Source organism: Sulfitobacter noctilucae (assembly GCF_000622365.1).
Lineage (GTDB): Bacteria > Pseudomonadota > Alphaproteobacteria > Rhodobacterales > Rhodobacteraceae > Sulfitobacter > Sulfitobacter noctilucae.
Genome location: NZ_JASC01000014.1, coordinates 778449 through 796780, shown reverse-complemented (window position 1 = coordinate 796780; position 18332 = coordinate 778449). Strand labels below are relative to the sequence as shown.

General features: G+C 58.1%; 16 protein-coding genes. 9 read left to right on the top strand and 7 right to left on the bottom strand.

Features of this window, described 5'->3' with window-relative positions; translation table 11 throughout:
- The first annotated feature begins 147 nt into the window (after nucleotides 1–147).
- Entirely contained in the window at nucleotides 148–336 is a 189-nt protein-coding gene (locus Z945_RS0113990) for a hypothetical protein (protein ID WP_025052729.1), read from the top strand.
- Nucleotides 337–522: 186 nt separating this feature from the next.
- Here Z945_RS0113990 and Z945_RS0113985 read toward each other — a convergent pair whose 3' ends face one another.
- Nucleotides 523–1503 (bottom strand): DUF808 domain-containing protein, encoded by a 981-nt coding sequence (locus Z945_RS0113985; RefSeq protein ID WP_025052728.1) that lies wholly within the window; start codon nucleotides 1501–1503, stop codon nucleotides 523–525.
- A gap of 187 nt (nucleotides 1504–1690) precedes the next feature.
- Between Z945_RS0113985 and gap (Z945_RS0113980) the strand changes: the two genes are divergently transcribed.
- The 3 genes from gap (Z945_RS0113980) to gap (Z945_RS0113970) all read left to right on the top strand — a co-directional run bounded on the left by gap (Z945_RS0113980) (nucleotide 1691) and on the right by gap (Z945_RS0113970) (nucleotide 4061).
- Nucleotides 1691–2692 (top strand): type I glyceraldehyde-3-phosphate dehydrogenase, encoded by a 1002-nt coding sequence (gene gap, locus Z945_RS0113980; protein WP_025052727.1) that lies wholly within the window; start codon nucleotides 1691–1693, stop codon nucleotides 2690–2692.
- Between the two features lie 87 nt (nucleotides 2693–2779).
- Nucleotides 2780–2923 carry a hypothetical protein gene (locus Z945_RS20705; RefSeq protein ID WP_025052726.1) on the top strand — a complete coding sequence of 48 codons (144 nt, stop codon included), beginning with the start codon at nucleotides 2780–2782 and terminating at the stop codon, nucleotides 2921–2923.
- A 133-nt stretch (nucleotides 2924–3056) separates the two neighbouring features.
- Nucleotides 3057–4061 (top strand): type I glyceraldehyde-3-phosphate dehydrogenase, encoded by a 1005-nt coding sequence (gap, locus tag Z945_RS0113970; RefSeq protein ID WP_025052725.1) that lies wholly within the window; start codon nucleotides 3057–3059, stop codon nucleotides 4059–4061.
- Here gap (Z945_RS0113970) and coaD read toward each other — a convergent pair.
- The 3 genes from coaD to Z945_RS0113955 form a co-directional block, all read right to left on the bottom strand.
- Nucleotides 4058–4552 carry a pantetheine-phosphate adenylyltransferase gene (gene coaD / locus Z945_RS0113965; protein WP_025052724.1) on the bottom strand — a complete coding sequence of 165 codons (495 nt, stop codon included), beginning with the start codon at nucleotides 4550–4552 and terminating at the stop codon, nucleotides 4058–4060. The genes gap (Z945_RS0113970) and coaD overlap by 4 nt on opposite strands.
- A 74-nt stretch (nucleotides 4553–4626) precedes the next feature.
- Complete coding sequence (locus Z945_RS0113960) at nucleotides 4627–5061, bottom strand: CBS domain-containing protein (protein ID WP_025052723.1); 435 nt, start codon at nucleotides 5059–5061, stop codon at nucleotides 4627–4629.
- Nucleotides 5062–5124: 63 nt separating this feature from the next.
- Nucleotides 5125–6021, bottom strand: a complete 897-nt coding sequence (locus tag Z945_RS0113955) for a LysR family transcriptional regulator (RefSeq protein WP_025052722.1) — start codon at nucleotides 6019–6021, stop codon at nucleotides 5125–5127.
- A 135-nt stretch (nucleotides 6022–6156) separates the two neighbouring features.
- On the opposite strand from Z945_RS0113955, the gene Z945_RS0113950 reads away from it, so the two are divergent.
- The 5 genes from Z945_RS0113950 (at nucleotide 6157) to Z945_RS0113930 (ending at nucleotide 13357) form a co-directional block, all read left to right on the top strand.
- Entirely contained in the window at nucleotides 6157–7656 is a 1500-nt protein-coding gene (locus tag Z945_RS0113950) for a CoA-acylating methylmalonate-semialdehyde dehydrogenase (RefSeq protein ID WP_025052721.1), read from the top strand.
- 51 nt (nucleotides 7657–7707) lie between these two features.
- Nucleotides 7708–8805 (top strand): carboxylate-amine ligase, encoded by a 1098-nt coding sequence (locus Z945_RS0113945; RefSeq protein WP_025052720.1) that lies wholly within the window; start codon nucleotides 7708–7710, stop codon nucleotides 8803–8805.
- 77 nt (nucleotides 8806–8882) lie between these two features.
- Nucleotides 8883–10025 (top strand): acyl-CoA dehydrogenase family protein, encoded by a 1143-nt coding sequence (locus Z945_RS0113940; protein WP_025052719.1) that lies wholly within the window; start codon nucleotides 8883–8885, stop codon nucleotides 10023–10025.
- Complete coding sequence (gene mmsB, locus Z945_RS0113935; RefSeq protein ID WP_025052718.1) at nucleotides 10022–11950, top strand: 3-hydroxyisobutyrate dehydrogenase; 1929 nt, start codon at nucleotides 10022–10024, stop codon at nucleotides 11948–11950. Before Z945_RS0113940 ends, mmsB begins: the two co-directional genes overlap by 4 nt.
- Nucleotides 11951–12019: 69 nt before the next feature.
- Nucleotides 12020–13357 (top strand): MmgE/PrpD family protein, encoded by a 1338-nt coding sequence (locus Z945_RS0113930; RefSeq protein ID WP_025052717.1) that lies wholly within the window; start codon nucleotides 12020–12022, stop codon nucleotides 13355–13357.
- Between the two features lie 11 nt (nucleotides 13358–13368).
- Here the strand turns inward: Z945_RS0113930 and uvrA are convergent, their stop codons facing one another.
- The 3 genes from uvrA to Z945_RS0113915 form a co-directional block, all read right to left on the bottom strand.
- A complete protein-coding gene (gene uvrA, locus Z945_RS0113925; protein ID WP_025053694.1) occupies nucleotides 13369–16242 on the bottom strand; it encodes an excinuclease ABC subunit UvrA in 2874 nt (957 codons plus the stop codon).
- Nucleotides 16243–16326: 84 nt separating this feature from the next.
- Entirely contained in the window at nucleotides 16327–17475 is a 1149-nt protein-coding gene (locus tag Z945_RS19720; RefSeq protein ID WP_037971075.1) for an MFS transporter, read from the bottom strand.
- 5 nt (nucleotides 17476–17480) lie between these two features.
- Nucleotides 17481–18044 (bottom strand): methyltransferase, encoded by a 564-nt coding sequence (locus Z945_RS0113915; RefSeq protein WP_025052716.1) that lies wholly within the window; start codon nucleotides 18042–18044, stop codon nucleotides 17481–17483.
- Nucleotides 18045–18332 lie beyond the last annotated feature (288 nt).

The following is an 18332-nucleotide window of genomic DNA, read 5'->3' as shown; positions in this document are numbered from 1 at the left end:
GCACATACTTGCCGAAACTCTCTTTTTCTTCTGAAACGTGTCGCTCTTTTGGTAAAGCCAACCTAGAGTTGAATACATCTCCTTAACGCTTCGTTAGAGAGACCACTGCTAGATTGTAAGCAGGCGTTAAGTTTGGAAAGGGATTGCATGTCGGTAGCACTTTTATTCACTGCATTCTTTGCAGGTCTGACGACAGCTACCGTGTGGCTGGTGATGGGTGGCAGCTTTTTGGAAGCTTTTGTGGCCTATATTCTTTCAGGTCATATCGCGATGATGATCGTGATAGCAGGTACGGCTTTGCGTCCGTTTATCTGGAAAACCGTCTCCAGCAACTAAGCGCTCGACAGCGGATCCCACCGAGCAGTTGTAATCATCACCTGTTGAGGAAACGAGCGAGAGTGCGCTTGCGTGTGGGTAGTGTACGCCCAACCCAATAAAGCAATGAATAGACCCTGCCTTGATGCAGTGGGTCCACGCGACATACCTGCCCCTATTTAGACCGGGCTGCGCGCCATTCGCAAACTATGCCTTTTTTGGCTTTCTTGCAAAAATGGCGCGCCACGCGGGGGTGACAATCTTTTCCCCGATCGGGATCAGCAGCAGCCCCAGCGCCAAACCAAAGACACCGTCCATTGCAGCTTTGGCGACCCACTCGGTCGCGCCTTCAATCGCGGGCGGCACCATGTGGGCAACGGCATAGGCTGCGTCATGGATCCAATGACCCAACGTGCCGAGCCCCAATTCTTCCAGCCCGTGGACGATGATCGACCCACCGACCCACAGCATCGCTGCCGTGCCAACAATTGTCAGCAGTTTCAGGAACCCCGGCATCCCGCGCACAATGGCTCGGCCCAAGGTGCGCGTGAGGCCCAATCGCCCCTTGTTGGCCATGACCAGCCCCAGATCATCCATCTTCACAATGATCGCCACCGATCCATAGACCGCCACAGTGATCATAACGGCCACGGCAGCCAGCGTTGCGGCCTCCATCCAGAATGTGCTGGTTGGGATGGCGGATAGGGCAATCGTCATAATTTCTGCTGACAGGATGAAATCCGTTTTGATCGCACCCTGCGCTTTTTGCTCTTCAAGATGCGCGGGGTCTTCTATGACCTCTTCCTTATGTGCGAAATCTTCATGGCCGTGTGCCCACCCCAAGGCGTGGGCCACCTTCTCGGCCCCTTCAAAGCACAGATAGGCACCGCCCAACATAAGCAGCGGTGCAATGGCCCAAGGCGCAAAGGCAGACAGCGCCAGGCCAGCCGGCAGCAAGAAGACCAGTTTGTTCTTGAGACTGCCTTTGGTGATCCGCCAGATCACCGGCAATTCGCGGCTGGCCTCGAACCCCTGTACGTATTTCGGCGTCACGGCGGCATCGTCGATTACGGCACCGGCGGCCTTGGTCCCGGCCTTTGCAGCCTGTCCGATGACATCGTCAATGGAAGAGGCCGCAACTTTGGCAATTGCTGCCACATCGTCCAACAATGCAATCAATCCGCTCATCTCGAAGGCTCCTTATCACCGTTCTACTCTTCCTAGCGCCTCTTGCCGGTCAAGCAACCCCCCGACTTTATCGCTAACATGAATATTTAGCGCTAACAGAGACTTATCCAACCCCTTTGGCCCTTTAACCTTTGCCCGCCACCCAGCTATAGAGCGGCCAAGCATCCACCCCGAAGGGACTTCACACATGACCATTAAAGTTGGCATCAACGGATTTGGCCGCATTGGCCGCTGCACACTGAGCCATATCGCGGCATCGGGGCGTAAAGACATTGAAGTGGTCAAGCTGAACGCAACCGGCCCGCTGGAAACCGCAGCCCACTTGCTGAGATACGATTCGGTGCATGGGCGGTTTCCCGGCGAAGTCCGGATCGAAGACGGGTATCTGAACCTCGGCCAGAATGACATCGACGTCATGTCGTCCTATCGCTTGGAAGAGCTCGACTGGAGCGGCTGCGATGTGGTTCTTGAATGCACCGGCCAGTTCAACGATGGCAACAAGGCAAACGTGCACCTGAAGCAGGGAGCCAAGCGCGTGCTGCTATCCGCTCCGGGCAAGAACGTCGATCGCACAGTCGTTTACGGTGTGAACCATGACACGATGGTCGCCACTGACAAAATGATCTCGAACGGGTCCTGCACCACGAACTGTCTTGCCCCGCTTGCCAAGGTCATGCACGAGGCCATCGGCATCGAGAGCGGTCTGATGACAACCATTCACAGCTACACGGGCGACCAGCCCACGCTGGACCGTCGCCACGCTGATCTATACCGCGCGCGGGCCGCTGCGATGTCGCTGATCCCCACGTCAACAGGGGCAGCCAAAGCCTTGGGCAATGTATATCCGGCAATGAAGGGCAAGCTCGACGGCACTGCCATGCGCGTGCCAACGCCGAATGTTTCTGCCGTGGACCTGACCTTTACCGCCTCGCGCGATGTGACCGTCGAAGAGGTTAACGCCGCTGCCAAAGCCGCCGCCAAAGGGCATATGAAGGGCGTAATGGGCTATGACCCGGAGCAGAAGGTCAGCGTCGATTTTAACCACACCGAGGAAAGCTGCATCTTTGCGCCGGACCAGACCATCGTAGTAGCAGGCCGTACGGTGCGGGTCTTGGCATGGTACGACAACGAATGGGCGTTCTCTGTTCGTATGGCAGATGTGGCCGTTGCTATGGGTCAGTTGGATTAACCAGCCTTCCGGTCAGGGCCGCGCCCGCGACTTGCGCGGCCCCGTCGCCCCTGTCATATCGGGCACACCCCTGCCGGAGCTTTTCACTTGACCAACACCATCGCAGCCATCCTTGCCCTGTTGCTTGTTTCTGCTGTTGTGGTCGATGTTCTGTTCTATGGGACAGAGCATATGATCTTTCTCGGCAAAAAGATGTTTGAACTGATCGAGTGGATCGCCTTCTGGCGCTGATCCGGTCCTGCCCTCTCTTCGAAGTCACGGCCTATCTTAAATTGTATCGGTACTTTTTTCCCGATCTACAGCCGTTGACTTGCGGTGGCTTGCCGCCATCCTCCGTTCAGAAATTTGATCAAAAGGCGGCGTGATGACGGTTACCCTTGCAATAAATGGCTTCGGTCGGATTGGCCGCACAGTGTTACGCGCACTGATGGCACGAGAGTCCACGCAGTTTCAGGTCGTCGCAATCAACGATCCGGTACCAGCAAAGACCTTGGCACATCTGTTCGAATTCGATTCCCTTCACGGTCGATATCGCGGCCCTATGCGCATAGAAGACCAGACCCTTGACGTGGGCGCAGGCCCCATCCGCCTGACGGCGGCGTCATCGCCGGAAGAACTGCCCTGGGATGACGTGGACATCGTTCTGGAATGCAGCGGCTATTTCCTGACAAAAGATCGCGCCGCCCTGCATCTCGCCGCCGGTGCGCGGCGCGTGCTGCTCTCTGCACCCGCGGCGCAGGGGGCAATAAAAACAATCGTTTACGGCGTGAATCACGATCTGATCACGGCCGATGATGTCCTTGTCAGCAATGCATCTTGCACCACGAATTGTCTGGTGCCGGTGGTGCAAGTACTGCAACAGGCCTTTGGCATCCAGCGGGGCCATATGACCACGGTGCACAGTTACACCGGCGCCCAACCTTTACATGATCAAGCCCACACAGACCTCTCCCGCGGGCGGGCGGCCGGGCTGTCGATGATCCCCACGACCACCGGCGCGGCAGAAACGCTGGGCTTGGTGCTTCCTGATCTGGCTGGATGCATCACCGGCACCGCGATCCGCGTGCCGACACCAAATGTCTCCTGTTGTGATTTGGTTGTCGAATTGGACCGAGCGACGGACGTGAACGAGGTCAACGAAGTGATGCGAAAAGCCGCCTCAGGTCCCATGCGCGGCGTATTGGATACAACCAACCGCAAACTTGTGTCTGTGGATTTTGCAGGAGACCCGGCCAGCGCCATTGTCGCCACCGATCAAACATCGGTTCAGGCGGGAACTCAAGCGCGTGTCTTGGCGTGGTATGACAACGAATGGGCGTTTTCCAACCGGATGCTGGACACCGCCGGCGTGATGGCCCGCCTACTCTAGTCCGCGAATTTGCCGCGCACTGCCTTATCCACATTGGGCGTCACGAATTTGCTGATGTCGCCTTCCAGCCGCGCAATTTCTTTGACCAGCTTGCTGGCAATCGCCTGATGCTGGGCCTCTGCCATCAGAAAAACCGTCTCGACCGAGGTATCAAGCTGTCGGTTCATGCCAACCATCTGATATTCGTACTCAAAATCCGCCACGGCCCGCAGACCGCGCACAATCATTTGCGCACCAACATCGCGGGCGCAATTGATCAACAGATTTTCGAAAGGGTGCACCACAATTTCGATGCCGGTGGACCCAGCGAGGATTTCACATTCCGCCTCGATCATGGCCACCCGCTCTTCAAGCGAGAACAGCGGCCCCTTGTCGCGGTTGATCGCCACGCCAATCACCAACTTGTCGACCAAAGTGGCCGCACGGCGGATGATGTCGATATGACCCAAAGTGATGGGGTCAAAAGTGCCTGGGTAAAGGCCAATACGCATGGTTCGATCCTGACTATCCTATCTTCGGCGCAAGCAAGCATGCTGCGCCTTGGGGTGCAACCCAGTATCCCGGATCAATGGCCCATGATCATCCCTTCAAGCGCATTTTTCTCCATCGCAAGTTCCATCAACCGCGCTTTGACCACGTCGCCCAATGAAATCAGCCCGACCAAGGCCCCGCCTTCCAGCACCGGCATGTGACGGAAGCGCCCTTCGGTCATCAGCTCAAGGATCGCATCGGCGCGATCTTCCAACCCGCAAGTGACCAGTTTGGATGTCATCAACTTGTCCACCGTCTGTGTCAGGCACCCTGCCCCTTGCTTGCCCAGCTCCCGTACGATGTCCCGCTCGGACAGAATGCCCAACGGCGTCTTGCCATCGGACGAGATCACCAGCGTACCGATCCGCTTGGCCGACAGTTCCGCCGCAGCCTCCGATATCAGCATGCTGGGCGGCGATGTGACAACCCTTTCGTCGGACTTCGATTTCAAGATTTGTGCAACCAGCATGGCGTCCCTCGCTTTTCAGGTTTGTCTTCTGCCTTCCAGCGTCCGCCACAACCTCATGTCCTGTCAAGCTTTTGCCTCAAGCCGCGCGACTTCGGACCGCAAAGCCGCTGATAAAAGTTCGGCAAACTGGCTCAATCTCTGGTTGGTGCGATCATCCGCATGGCGAATGAGATAAAATGCCCGCTCCAGATGCACGTTGTCCGACAGAATGCGCCGCACGCCGGGCAGGAATGGCAGGGCAAAATCATGCACGACACCGATTCCCGCCCCCTGCCGGATCATCTGGCTTTGGACAGAGACGGAATTTGACGCCACAGCCACCCGTCCCAGCCCCAGATCGGCAAGGTAGTCCAACTCCCGGTCAAAAATCATATCCGGAATATACCCTACGATCCGGTGTTCTTTCAGATCAGCCACGCCCTGCACTTCGGGATGCCCCTCAAGATAGGTTTCCGCCGCCGCCAGATGCAGCTTGTAAGAGGTCACCTTCTGCACCATCAGCCGACCCGTATCGGGCGCGCTCACCGCAATGGCCATATCCGCCTCGCGCCGCGACAGGTTAAACACCCGCGGCAAGGCAACAATCTGAATATCCAGCGCCGGATGATCCTGCGCCAAGGCAGCAGAGACCTGTGGCAATAGAAAATTCGCCGCCCCGTCAGGCGCCCCGATCCGCACCTGACCACTCAATTCTTCGTTCGGCGCACGCACACCAGCCGTGGCAAGGCGCATCGCTTGCTCCGCCGCCTCGGCCCGCTCCAGCAATTGCTCCCCGACCCCGGTCAGCGCATAGCCCTGCGGTGATTTCACAAAAAGCGCCGCGTTCAATGTCTTTTCCAGCCGCGCAACTCGGCGTCCCAATGTCGCAGGATCCAGCCGCAAGACCTTACCCGCCCCCGACAGGCTGCGCGCGCGTGCCACCGCCAAAAACAATCTCAGGTCATCCCAATTCTGCACCACACCCCCCATTCACCCTTTTACAAATACCCGGTACAGCCCGAGATACAGGCAAAAACGCAAAACCAATTTGCAACCTTGCCTCTTTGCCTTGCCATTTTGCAAGACTACACTCGGCAGAAATAAGGAGGATTCCCAATGCAAGAACTCACCCACTACATCAACGGCGCCCATGTAAAAGGCACCTCGGGCCGCTTTGCGGACGTGATGAACCCCGCCACAGGCGAAGTGCAGGCCAAATGCCCGCTGGCATCAAAAGAAGAGATGGCCCAAGCCGTGGCACATGCCCAAGCCGCCCAGCCCGCATGGGCCGCCACCAATCCGCAACGCCGGGCCCGTGTGCTGATGAAACTGGTCACGCTGCTGAACCGCGACATGGACAAGCTTGCCGAAGCACTCAGCCGCGAGCATGGCAAAACCCTGCCCGACGCCGCAGGCGACGTGCAGCGCGGGCTGGAAGTTGTGGAATACTGCATCGGTGCGCCACAACTCCTGAAAGGCGAATATACCGACAGTGCGGGCCCGGGCATCGACATGTATTCCATGCGGCAGGCCCTCGGCGTGACCGCTGGCATCACACCCTTCAACTTCCCCGCCATGATCCCCATGTGGATGTTCGCGCCCGCTATTGCTTGCGGCAACGCCTTTATCCTCAAACCGTCAGAGCGTGACCCTTCCGTACCGCTGATGTTGGCGGAACTGGCCGAGGAAGCGGGCCTGCCGAAAGGCATCTTGCAAGTCGTGAACGGCGACAAAGAAGCCGTCGATGCCATCCTGCACGACGAAATCATCCAGTCTGTCGGCTTCGTGGGCTCCACGCCGATCGCGGAATATATCTACGCGACGGGCTGTGCGAACGGCAAACGTGTGCAGTGCTTTGGCGGTGCCAAGAACCATATGATCATTATGCCGGACGCAGATATGGCCCAAGCGGCTGACGCCCTTGTGGGTGCAGGCTACGGTGCGGCAGGCGAGCGCTGCATGGCGATTTCCGTCGCCGTTCCCGTGGGCGATGAAACGGCCGACAGGCTGATCAAAGAGCTGGTCCCGCGCATCGAAAAGCTCAAAGTTGGCCCCTATACCTCCGGCAAGGATGTCGACTATGGCCCCGTTGTCACCGCACAGGCAAAGGCCAATATCGAACGCCTGGTACAAACCGGCATCGATCAGGGCGCGGAACTGGTTGTTGATGGACGTGATTTCAAACTGCAAGGCTATGAGGACGGCTATTTCATCGGGCCACACCTGTTTGACCGCGCCACCAAGGACATGGATATCTACAAACAGGAAATTTTCGGGCCTGTCCTGACCTGTGTCCGCGCCCAAAGCTACGAAGAAGCACTGGGTCTGGCGATGGATCATGAATACGGCAACGGCACCGCGATCTTTACCCGCGATGGCGACGCCGCGCGTGATTTTGCCAACCGCATCAACATCGGTATGGTCGGCATCAACGTGCCGATCCCTGTACCGCTGGCGTACCACACCTTTGGCGGCTGGAAGAAATCTGTCTTCGGTGATTTGAACCAGCACGGGCCGGATGCGTTCAAATTCTACACGCGCACCAAAACCGTGACTGCCCGTTGGCCATCGGGCATCAAGGAAGGTGGCGAATTCTCCATCCCCGTGATGGAGTAACAACAATGGGGTGGGCGTCCTGCCCACCCCTCCCAGCCGATGGAGCCCCCCGTGCAAGACAGTTTCACCATTGGCATCGAAGAAGAATATCTACTGGTGGACCGCGACAGCTTCGCGCTGGCCGCGGCCCCCGACGCCCTGATGACCAGTTGCAAGACGGCTCTTCAGGATCAGGTCAGCCCCGAATTCATGCAATGCCAGATCGAAGTCGGCACAAAGGTCTGCACCAATGTGGCCGAGGCCCGCAGCGATCTGGGCCATCTGCGCCGCACCATCGCTACTGAGGCCGCCAAGCACAATCTTGCCCCCATTGCTGTCTCCTGCCACCCGTTTACCGATTACAAACAGCAGGTTCACACCGACAAGGACCGCTATGCCCAATTGGAAAAAGAGCTAGAGGGCGTCGCCCGCCGCATGCTCATTTCAGGCATGCACGTCCATGTCGGCATTGCGGACAATCCCAGCCGCATCGACCTGATGCCACAACTGGCATATTTCCTGCCGCATCTCCTGGCGCTGTCCACCTCCTCGCCGTTTTGGCAAGGCGAAGACACCGGCCTTGCCTCTTACCGGTTGTCAGTTTTTGACAATATGCCCCGCACCGGGCTGCCACCGGTTTTTGCCAGCTGGGGCGAGTATGAACGCACAACTGGCACACTGATCGACTTAGGCGTAATCCAGGATACCACGCAAATCTGGTGGGATCTGCGCCCCTCTGACCATTACCCCACACTGGAATCGCGCATTTGCGACGTGCAGCCGAGGATGGAGCATGCTCTGGCCCTGGCAGGCCTCACACAATCGCTGGTCCGTATGCTCTTGCGTTTGCGCGACAACAATCTGCGTTGGCGGGCCTATGACGCATTCCTGATTTCGGAAAACCGCTGGCGTGCGCAGCGCTACGGCGTCACCGAAGGGCTGATCGACTTCGGCGAACGCGCCATCCGGCCCTTTAATGTGATGCTGGACGAGCTGATCGCCTTGCTTGCGGAAGACGCCGAAGCCCTTGGTTGTCTTGATGAAATCGCCACGCTTCGCGATGTGGTGGCAAATGGCACAAGCAGCACGCGTCAACGTGCGGTCCGCGCGGCTGATGGGCCCGAGGCCGTTGTCCGCCATCTGATCGAGGAGTTTCACGCCGATCTCTAGGCGGCCACAAGACTTGCAAAACTTCTGCAAAGATTAGAATTTAACATATGGTCAATTAATCGACCGGGAGGGGACTTATGGATTTCGCACTCAGCGAAGAGCAAACGGCTATCTTCGATATGGCCTATGGTTTCGGCCAAGAACACATCGCACCTTTTGCCCAGCAGTGGGAGCGGGATGGCACCATTCCCAAGGATCTTTGGCCCAAGGTCGGCGAATTGGGCCTTGGCGGGCTCTATGTGTCCGAAGACGGCGGCGGCACGGGGCTGGGGCGTCTCGACGCTACGCTGGTTTTCGAGGCTCTTTCGATGGCCTGCCCTTCTGTGGCGGCCTTTCTTTCCATCCACAACATGTGCGCCAAGATGATCGACAGCTTCGGCTCTGACGAGCTGAAGTCCCGCGTCATGGAAGACGTGATCGCGATGAACACTGTCCTCAGCTATTGTTTGACCGAACCCGGTTCCGGCTCTGATGCTGCCGCGCTCAAGACGCGCGCGACCCGCACCAACGAAGGGTACACACTGGACGGCACAAAGGCCTTCATTTCTGGCGGCGGTTATTCCGACGCTTATGTCTGCATGGTCCGCACATCGGATGATGGCGCGGCGGGTGTCTCTACGGTCTTGGTGGAAGACGGCACCGATGGGCTGTCTTTCGGCGGATTGGAGGACAAAATGGGCTGGCGCAGCCAACCAACAGCGCAAGTCCAGTTCGACAATTGCAACATTTCGGCGGCAAACCTGGTCGGCGAAGAGGGAAAGGGTTTCAAATATGCGATGGTTGGTCTTGATGGCGGCAGATTGAACATCGCGGCCTGTTCCCTGGGCGCGGCTCAGGTCGCTTTGACCAATACACTCGCTTATATGGGCGAGCGCAAAGCCTTCGGGCAGTCCATCGATCAGTTCCAGGGCCTGCAGTGGCGGCTTGCGGACATGGAGATCGAGCTGCAAGCGGCCCGTACCTTCCTAAGACATGCGGCATGGAAGCTCGACACGGGCGCACCGGATGCCACCAAGTTCTGCGCCATGGCAAAGAAGTTCGTGACCGAAGCAGGGAGCAAGATCGTTGATCAATGCCTGCAGCTACACGGCGGCTATGGCTATCTGGCCGACTACGGTATCGAAAAGCTCGTGCGCGATCTACGGGTCCACCAGATCCTTGAAGGCACAAACGAGGTCATGCGCGTGATCGTGGCCCGCGACATGTTGAAAAACCGATGAGCGACATCGACATCCGCATAACGGGCCGCGCAGGACGCATCACGCTGAACCGTCCTAACGCATTGAACGCACTGACTTATGAGATGTGCTTGGCAATTGAGAAAGCCTTGGACCGGTGGCGGGAGGATGAGGCAGTCCATCTTGTTGTCATAAACGCGGCAGGCGACCGCGCCTTCTGTTCCGGCGGCGACATCGCCGATCTTTACGCGAATGGCATCAAAGGCGATTATGCCTATGGCCAGAAATTCTGGTCCGATGAATACCGTCTGAATTACAAGATCTTCAACTACCCCAAGCCCTTCGTTTCTTTTTTGCAAGGTTTCACGATGGGCGGCGGCGTCGGTATCGGCTGTCATGGGTCACATCGCATCGTGGGCGATACCAGCCAAATTGCGATGCCAGAATGCGGCATCGGTTTGGTACCGGACGTCGGCGGCTCTTTGATGCTGGCGCTGGCCCCCGGGCGGCTTGGGGAATACCTGGGGATAACCGCCAGTCGTATGGGACCGGCAGACGCAATTTATGCAGGCTTTGCAGATCATTACGTCCCCGAGCTCATGTGGACCGATCTGATCGGACGCCTTGAAACCTCTGGCGATGCGAGCGTGGTTGAAAAGGCTGCGCAGTCCCCATCTGCGGGCACCTTGAAAGCAAATACAGCGCAGATCGACAGGCTGCTGACGGGAGAGCGACTTGGCGATATTCTGACTGACCTGAAGGCTGACGGATCAGAGTTCGCGCAGGACACACTAAAGAAACTATCGCGCTCTTCGCCTCTTTCCATGGCTTGCACAATTGAAATGTTGCACAGGTTACGCGGCCCTTCTCTTACGCTGGAAAAGGCGTTGGATCTTGAATACCGCTTTACCTACCGTGCAAGCGAACATGCTGATTTCCTGGAAGGAATTCGTGCGGCCATCATCGACAAGGACCGTTCCCCGAAATGGCAATACGGGGACATGGATGTACCGCTGGCGGCTGTTTCGAAAATGTTGCAACCTTTGGGGCGCAATGCCCTGTCCTTTGAGGAGAATGATATGACCACGCCCCTGACCATAGGATTTATCGGACTGGGAAACATGGGGGCACCGATGGCCACCAATCTCGCCAAAGCCGGACACAGCGTGAAGGGCTATGATGTAGCCGGGACAACGGCAGAGAACGTCACACAAGTTTCAGGCATTCCAGAGGCCGTGGACGGGGCAGATGTGGTGATCACCATGCTGCCCAACGGTTCTATCTTGCGTCAGGTCGCAGCAGAAGCGATCCGGTATATGCCCAAGGGCAGTCTGTTGATCGACTGTTCGACTGTTGACGTAGAAAGCGCGAGAAACACATCGGAAGCTGCTGAAGACAAAGGTATTTTGTCTGTAGACGCACCTGTGTCCGGTGGCATTGGCGGTGCCTCAGCCGGCACGCTGACCTTCATGGCGGGCGGGCGCGTAGATGCCTTTGCCAAAGCCGAACCCCTGTTTGACATCATGGGCCAGAAAGCCGTGCACTGCGGCGAAGCCGGTGCGGGGCAGGCCGCAAAAATCTGTAACAACATGATCCTCGGGGCCACGATGATCGCCACCTGCGAAGCCTTTGCGCTGGCCGATAAGCTGGGACTGGAGCGGCAAAAGATGTTTGACGTCGTCAGCACGTCATCGGGATACAGCTGGTCGATGAACGCCTACTGCCCTGCTCCAGGCATCGGCCCCACTTCCCCCGCAGATAATGGCTATGCCCCCGGTTTTGCGGCGGAACTGATGCTCAAGGACCTTGGCCTGAGCCAGCAGGCCGCCGCCGCCGTAAACGCCGACACACCGATGGGAGAGCTTGCACTGCAACTCTACGAGCAGTTCGTGGAACATGAAGACGGGCGCGGAAAGGATTTCAGCGCCATGCTGCCGCGTCTGGCCGCACGCGGGCGCGACGACTGAGGTCGCATTTAGGCAATCGCGCGGTGCAACCTACACTAGGCTAGGGACATATCAAGCCGGAGCGTGCTTATGTCCCTGCCCTTTCATCGTTTCGCCGCCGATCTGACCTATGGCGACCTGCCTGACGATTTGCTTTCGATCCTGCGGCGGTCGTTTTTGGACACGATGGGCGTTGCTGCTGTCGCCTCCACCACGGATATGGCCCGGATCGCCGTGCGTGGGGCGCGTGCAATGCTTGGCGTGGGCGAGGCAGGCGCGGCACGCGTGTTGATGGATGGAACTGCGCTTTCGCCCGCCGGTGCTGCGATGGCGGGCGGCTTTACCGTCGATGCGGTGGATGCCCATGACACGACATCGCCCTGCAAGGGGCATGTCGGCTCTGCGGTGTTCCCGGCGTTGATCGCAATGGCCGAGGTGATGCCCAAACCCCTGACAGGGCAGGACTTTGCCGCCCATTTGGCTGTCGCTTACGAGGTCAGCAGCCGCGCAGGATTGGCACAGCACGCGACCTGCGCCGATTATCACACGTCCGGTGCCTGGACCGCCATTGGCGTGGCTGTGGCATCCGCACGTATGCTGGGCTGCAACGCAGAGGTTTTGCGGCATGCCGCCGGTATCGGCGAATACCACGGGCCGCGCAGCCAGATGATGCGGTGCATCGATTACCCGACGATGGTCCGCGATGGCGTGGGCTGGGGTGCGCCATCAGGCGTTGTTGCGGCCTATCTGGCACAGGAAGGGTTCACCGGTGCCCCTGCCCTCACCTGCGAACAAGCGCCTGAATTCTGGGAGGATTTGGGCGATGCCTGGCGCACGGTCGAGGATACAAGTTACAAAGATTACCCCTGCTGCCGTTGGGCGCACCCCAGTATCGATAGCGTGGCCCATTTGATGGGGACCCACGGATTGACCCATGAGCAGATCGCAGCGGTTGAGATCAAAACCTTTCACAATGCAACGCGCCTTGCCGGCCACAGCCCCGCCACGCCAGACGAGTTCGCCTATGGCATCGCCTTCCCGGTTGCGACCATGATCGTACGCGGACAGATCGGGGTGCCGGAGCTGGCTGCTGAGACCCTCTCGGATCCCGCTATCAAGCGGATCAGCGCGGCGGTGACACTGATCGATGATCCGCATTTCACGAAAATCTCTGAGGGCAAACGCTGGGCTCAGGTCACGCTGCGCACCACGGACGGGCGCAGTTTTGAAGACCAGCCACGCACCCCCAAAGGTGACAATGATCTGCCGCTGTCAGATGCCGATATCTCGACGAAGTTTCACCTGTTCGCGGATCCGGTACTGGGCAAAGAACGGGCCACGGAGATTGAACACCTCAGCACCCGTTTCGACAGTCTGAATGCAGCGGATTTCGCCAGACTTCTGGATCTCTGCCTTACGGCTCCCTGAAAAGCAGCGTGCTACTCCGCGGCCAGTTTGCGCTGCTTCTCCAACATCGGCTTGAGGTATCTCCCGGTATAGCTCTCGTTCACCTCGGCCACAGCTTCGGGCGTGCCGGTGGCCACCACCTTTCCGCCACCGTCGCCGCCTTCGGGGCCGATGTCGATGATATAGTCGGCGGTTTTGACCACATCGAGATTGTGTTCAATCACGATCACCGAATTGCCCTGTTCGACCAATTCATGCAGCACTTCCAACAGCTTGCGTACGTCTTCAAAGTGGAGACCGGTGGTCGGTTCATCCAGGATATAAAGCGTTCGACCGGTCGAGCGTTTACTGAGTTCCTTGCTCAACTTCACGCGCTGCGCTTCACCACCCGAGAGTGTGGTCGCCTGCTGGCCCACCTTGATATAGCCAAGGCCCACACGCATCAGCGCATCCATCTTTTCGCGGATCGATGGGACCGCCTGAAAGAAGGTTTGCGCGTCTTCAACCGTCATATCAAGAACATCGGCAATCGACTTGCCCTTGAATCTGATTTCCAGCGTCTCGCGGTTGTAGCGAGCCCCCTTGCAGGTTTCGCATTCCACGTAAACGTCCGGCAAGAAGTGCATTTCGATCTTGATCACACCATCGCCTTGACAGGCTTCGCAGCGCCCGCCCTTGACGTTGAAACTGAAGCGACCCGGTTTGTAACCCCTTGCTTTCGCTTCGGGAAGCCCCGCAAACCAATCGCGAATGGGTGTGAATGCGCCAGTGTACGTGGCCGGGTTCGAACGCGGTGTGCGACCGATGGGGCGTTGATCAATGTCGATGACCTTGTCCAGATGCTCCAACCCTTTAATCGTCTCGCAGGGCGCGGGTGTCTGACGTGCGCCATTCAGGTTCATCGAAGCAGTTTTAAACAGCGTCTCAATGGTCAGCGTCGACTTACCACCACCAGAAACACCGGTGACGCAGACAAATCGGCCCAATGGGAAATCAACTGTCACATTCCGGAGGTTGTTGCCCGTCGCCTTCACCACCTGCAGCTTCTTTTTATTGCCTTTGCGGCGGGTGGCAGGGATCGATATTTCCCGCGCCCCCGTCAGATACTGACCTGTGATCGAATTTGGGTCTGCCGCAATCGCGGAGGGCACGCCGTGGCTGACGACCTTACCACCATGCACACCCGCTCCTGGACCAATATCGAACACGTAATCCGCCTCGCGGATCGCTTCTTCATCGTGCTCCACCACGATCACCGTATTGCCCTGATCTCGCAGGTTCTTGAGCGTCAGCAAGAGGCGGTCGTTGTCACGTTGATGCAGCCCGATCGAAGGCTCGTCCAACACATAGAGGACGCCTGTCAGGCCGGAGCCGATCTGGGAAGCCAATCGGATACGTTGGCTTTCCCCACCACTTAAAGTACCACTTGAACGAGCCAGTGTAAGGTATTCTAATCCCACATTATTCAAGAATCCCAAACGCTCCCTGATCTCTTTCAAAATGGCCTTTGCGATCTCGTTCTTCTGCGGCGTCAAAGCCTCCGGCACCGTGTTGCACCAGTCAAAAGCCTCGCGGATCGACATTTGCACAACCTGTCCAGCATGGCGCAGGTCGTTCTCTGTGCCGATCTTGACCGCCAAAGCCTCCGGACGCAGGCGGTATCCTTCGCAAGTGCCGCAAGGACGGTTGTTCTGATACCGTTCAAACTCTTCGCGGATCCAGTTGCTGTCCGTCTCGCGGTAGCGGCGCTCCATATTCGGGATCACGCCTTCAAAAACGCGGCTTACCTCATAGACACGTCCGCCCTCGTCATAGCGGAACTTGATCTCTTCTTTGCCGGAGCCGCGCAAAAATACCTTTTGAACCTTCGGGTCCAGATCTTTCCACTTGGTGTTCGGATTGAACTCGAAATGCTTCGCAATCGCTTCGATGGTTTGCTTGAAATACGGGCTTTTACCTTTCCGCCACGGAGCCAGTGCACCATCGTAAACCTTCAGGTTCTGATCCGGCACCACAAGCCGCTCGTCAAAGAATAACTCCACCCCCAAACCATCACAATCAGGGCACGCCCCGAAAGGCGCGTTGAAGGAGAACAGGCGCGGTTCGATTTCGGGGATGGTGAAGCCACTGACCGGACAGGCAAATTTCTCGGAAAACGTATAGCGTTCTGGTTCGCCCTCACTGGGGGCCGTTTCTAGAATGGCAATGCCGTCTGCAAGATCCAGCGCGGTGCGCAAGGAATCTGCCAACCGCGTCTCAAGGCCTTCGCGGACCACGATCCGGTCCACCACAACGTCAATGTCGTGGCGAAACTTCTTATCCAGTGTCGGCGGCTCATCCAGCTCGTAAAATTCGCCGTTCACTTTCACACGCTGAAAGCCTTGCTTGCGCAACTCGATGAATTCCTTGCGGTATTCGCCTTTGCGGTCGCGGATAATCGGGGCCAGCAAATAGGCGCGTGTGCTCTCCTCCATCGCCATGATCCGGTCGACCATGTCCTGTACCTGCTGTGCCTCGATCGGTTTGCCAGTGGCGGGGGAATAAGGCGTCCCAACGCGCGCAAAGAGCAAGCGCATGTAATCGTAAATTTCCGTCACGGTGCCGACGGTCGACCGGGGGTTCTTTGACGTCGTCTTTTGCTCAATGGAAATGGCAGGAGACAGGCCCGAGATGTGATCGACGTCTGGCTTTTGCATCATGTCCAGAAACTGCCGCGCGTATGCGCTGAGCGATTCGACATAACGGCGCTGACCTTCGGCATAAATTGTATCAAAGGCCAAAGAAGATTTACCCGAGCCCGAAAGCCCAGTGATAACAACAAGTTGGTCGCGTGGAATATCCACGTCGATGTTCTTGAGATTATGTTCGCGCGCGCCGCGCACTTCGATATTTTTCAGCTCTGCCATGACACACCCCTTATCATTGTTCACAAATAGGGGCTCTGGTCGGATTCTCCAATGGAAAAAGAAGAACGAAAGATGAACGCGCGCCTATCGCCGCAAACGACCCAGCAGCAGATGCAGCACCAAACCTAACAGGAAGGCCCCTCCGCCCAGGAGCGGCAGCGCAGTGTAGCCCTTTGCGACCAGCGCATAGGCCATTACAGGCGTGCCCAGGGTATTGCCGATATTGCCCATTTGCGCCATCGCGCCATTGGCCCGCGCTTGTTGTGCCGGTTGGTCATTCAATTGCGGCACGGCGGCAAAACTTGCCCCCTGGATCAGGCCCATCGCCGCGGCAAGTGCCAGACAGGCCAGCGGTGCCGCTGGTGTCAGCAAAAGCCAGACCATCGCCAAAGCCGACAGGGCAAACCCCATCTCGACCACCCGGACCGCAGTCAGATGGCGCAATAGCAAAACGCCGATGGTCATCGAGACCGCGATGCTGGTCAATGGCATGGCAGTCATGACTGCAGCGCGATCTGCCGGGTCCAGATAGGGCGGCAGAACCGTCAGGATCGACACAAAGCTGAAGGTGTAGAACAGCCAGCCGATAGCGGGAGCAGAGATATAGGCCGAACGATAGATCACAATATGGTCGCGCAGGATTTGCGGCAAGGACAACACCGGTTGCGCCCCCTCCACCGGCAAGGCCCGCAACCGCGTGCCTAGGGTCAAAGCGATGGCCACCAAATAGACCGCATGCGCCAAAAAGAGAGCGGACAGTCCAAGATTTAGCGCCAACGGACGGCCTGCGAATGCCAGAATGGCAAAGGACACGCCAAAGAATGTGCCCCAGATCGTCAAGGTAAGCCCCCGGTCCTTGGGCGCGCTCAACTGGGCAATAAGTGTCGGGACTGCAACGACAATTGCCAGATGCGACGCCCCCTCGACGATGCGGGTCAGGAGCATCCAGGGCAATGGCGGCAGTGCGGCCTGCACCAGCGACATTGCTGCCCCCACCCAGAGCGCGACGAGCAACGCCCGACGATAGCGGATGCGGGCCACCACAAGCCCTGCGACCACACCGAACAGGATCCCGACAAACCCCACCAGAGATACAATCCACCCCAGCGCGGGACCGGCCTGCGGATAGGCTTGCGGGAGCAAATCAAAGATAACGGACATCTTGCCATATTGCGCTGCCGCCCCAAGCCCGGCCCCCCAAAGCAACAGGATCAGACCCCAGGGCGTACGCATATCCCTCAGACCTTTTGGGCCAGCGCCCAGGCACAAATCGGCATTTCCGGGTCATTCCTGATATCGTCCGTGGCCTCGTCATAGACGGGCGGCCAGATCTCTTCGAGGTTGCGACGCGCCACATGGCGGTTGCCCCATTGTTCGGCATGGATTGCATCTTCGGCAAAGCCGCCTTCGATCAGCAGGTTCTTCAACCCCCGCGCGTTCCAGCGTGAACAGTCCTGCGGCGCGGCATGTAGCGGCGCAAAGAACGGCACCGCGACCCAGAAATACCCCCCCGGCCGCAACATCGCATAAACATTGCGCGTCGCTGCGTAGGGCCGGTCCAGATGCTCCCACACCTGATTGGCAAGGATCAGATCAAAAGACAGCGGCGCGCCGGACGCAGGGTCGGAAAACGGATCACCGCAGACATCATACTCGGGATAGCGGAACTGGCGATAGCTTTTAAACTCAAAGCGTTGTCCCCATTTGCCTGAAATCTCTGCCGTATCAAGCCCTTGTGGACCAAGGGCCTTGATCATTCGGCGGCTTGAGGGCTGCATGACAACGCGGTTGAGACTGACCATAGCCCTGTATGCCACCCCCCTGCCAAACGGTCCAGACCCATCTGGCAGCTACCGCGATTCGAGGCTGGGTCAAGGATGCGCAGCACCGGGCTTGCCCGGCCTGTCCTTGACGCAGGCACGACTCGCTTAACCCTCGGACTGGCGCGTTCAGGGCAGACCTGCCCCTGAACCGTTTCTCAACATCGGGATGAACACCTCACCAAACACGACGCCAGATGACGGCCCCCCGCCGACCTGCACGCACTAAAAATGACGTCGCGCTTTGCGCCTCCTTTGGTTCACGCCCGC

Coding starts and splice junctions, on each gene's coding strand:
- mmsB (WP_025052718.1), top strand. CDS start 10,022: ATGAGCGACATCGACATCCGCATAACGGGCCGCGCAGGACGCATCACG.
- Z945_RS0113930 (WP_025052717.1), top strand. CDS start 12,020: ATGTCCCTGCCCTTTCATCGTTTCGCCGCCGATCTGACCTATGGCGAC.
- uvrA (WP_025053694.1), bottom strand. CDS start 16,242: ATGGCAGAGCTGAAAAATATCGAAGTGCGCGGCGCGCGCGAACATAAT.
- Z945_RS0113960 (WP_025052723.1), bottom strand. CDS start 5,061: ATGCTGGTTGCACAAATCTTGAAATCGAAGTCCGACGAAAGGGTTGTC.
- Z945_RS0113950 (WP_025052721.1), top strand. CDS start 6,157: ATGCAAGAACTCACCCACTACATCAACGGCGCCCATGTAAAAGGCACC.
- Z945_RS19720 (WP_037971075.1), bottom strand. CDS start 17,475: ATGCGTACGCCCTGGGGTCTGATCCTGTTGCTTTGGGGGGCCGGGCTT.
- Z945_RS0113940 (WP_025052719.1), top strand. CDS start 8,883: ATGGATTTCGCACTCAGCGAAGAGCAAACGGCTATCTTCGATATGGCC.
- Z945_RS0113990 (WP_025052729.1), top strand. CDS start 148: ATGTCGGTAGCACTTTTATTCACTGCATTCTTTGCAGGTCTGACGACA.
- Z945_RS0113915 (WP_025052716.1), bottom strand. CDS start 18,044: ATGGTCAGTCTCAACCGCGTTGTCATGCAGCCCTCAAGCCGCCGAATG.
- gap (WP_025052727.1), top strand. CDS start 1,691: ATGACCATTAAAGTTGGCATCAACGGATTTGGCCGCATTGGCCGCTGC.
- coaD (WP_025052724.1), bottom strand. CDS start 4,552: ATGCGTATTGGCCTTTACCCAGGCACTTTTGACCCCATCACTTTGGGT.
- gap (WP_025052725.1), top strand. CDS start 3,057: ATGACGGTTACCCTTGCAATAAATGGCTTCGGTCGGATTGGCCGCACA.
- Z945_RS0113985 (WP_025052728.1), bottom strand. CDS start 1,503: ATGAGCGGATTGATTGCATTGTTGGACGATGTGGCAGCAATTGCCAAA.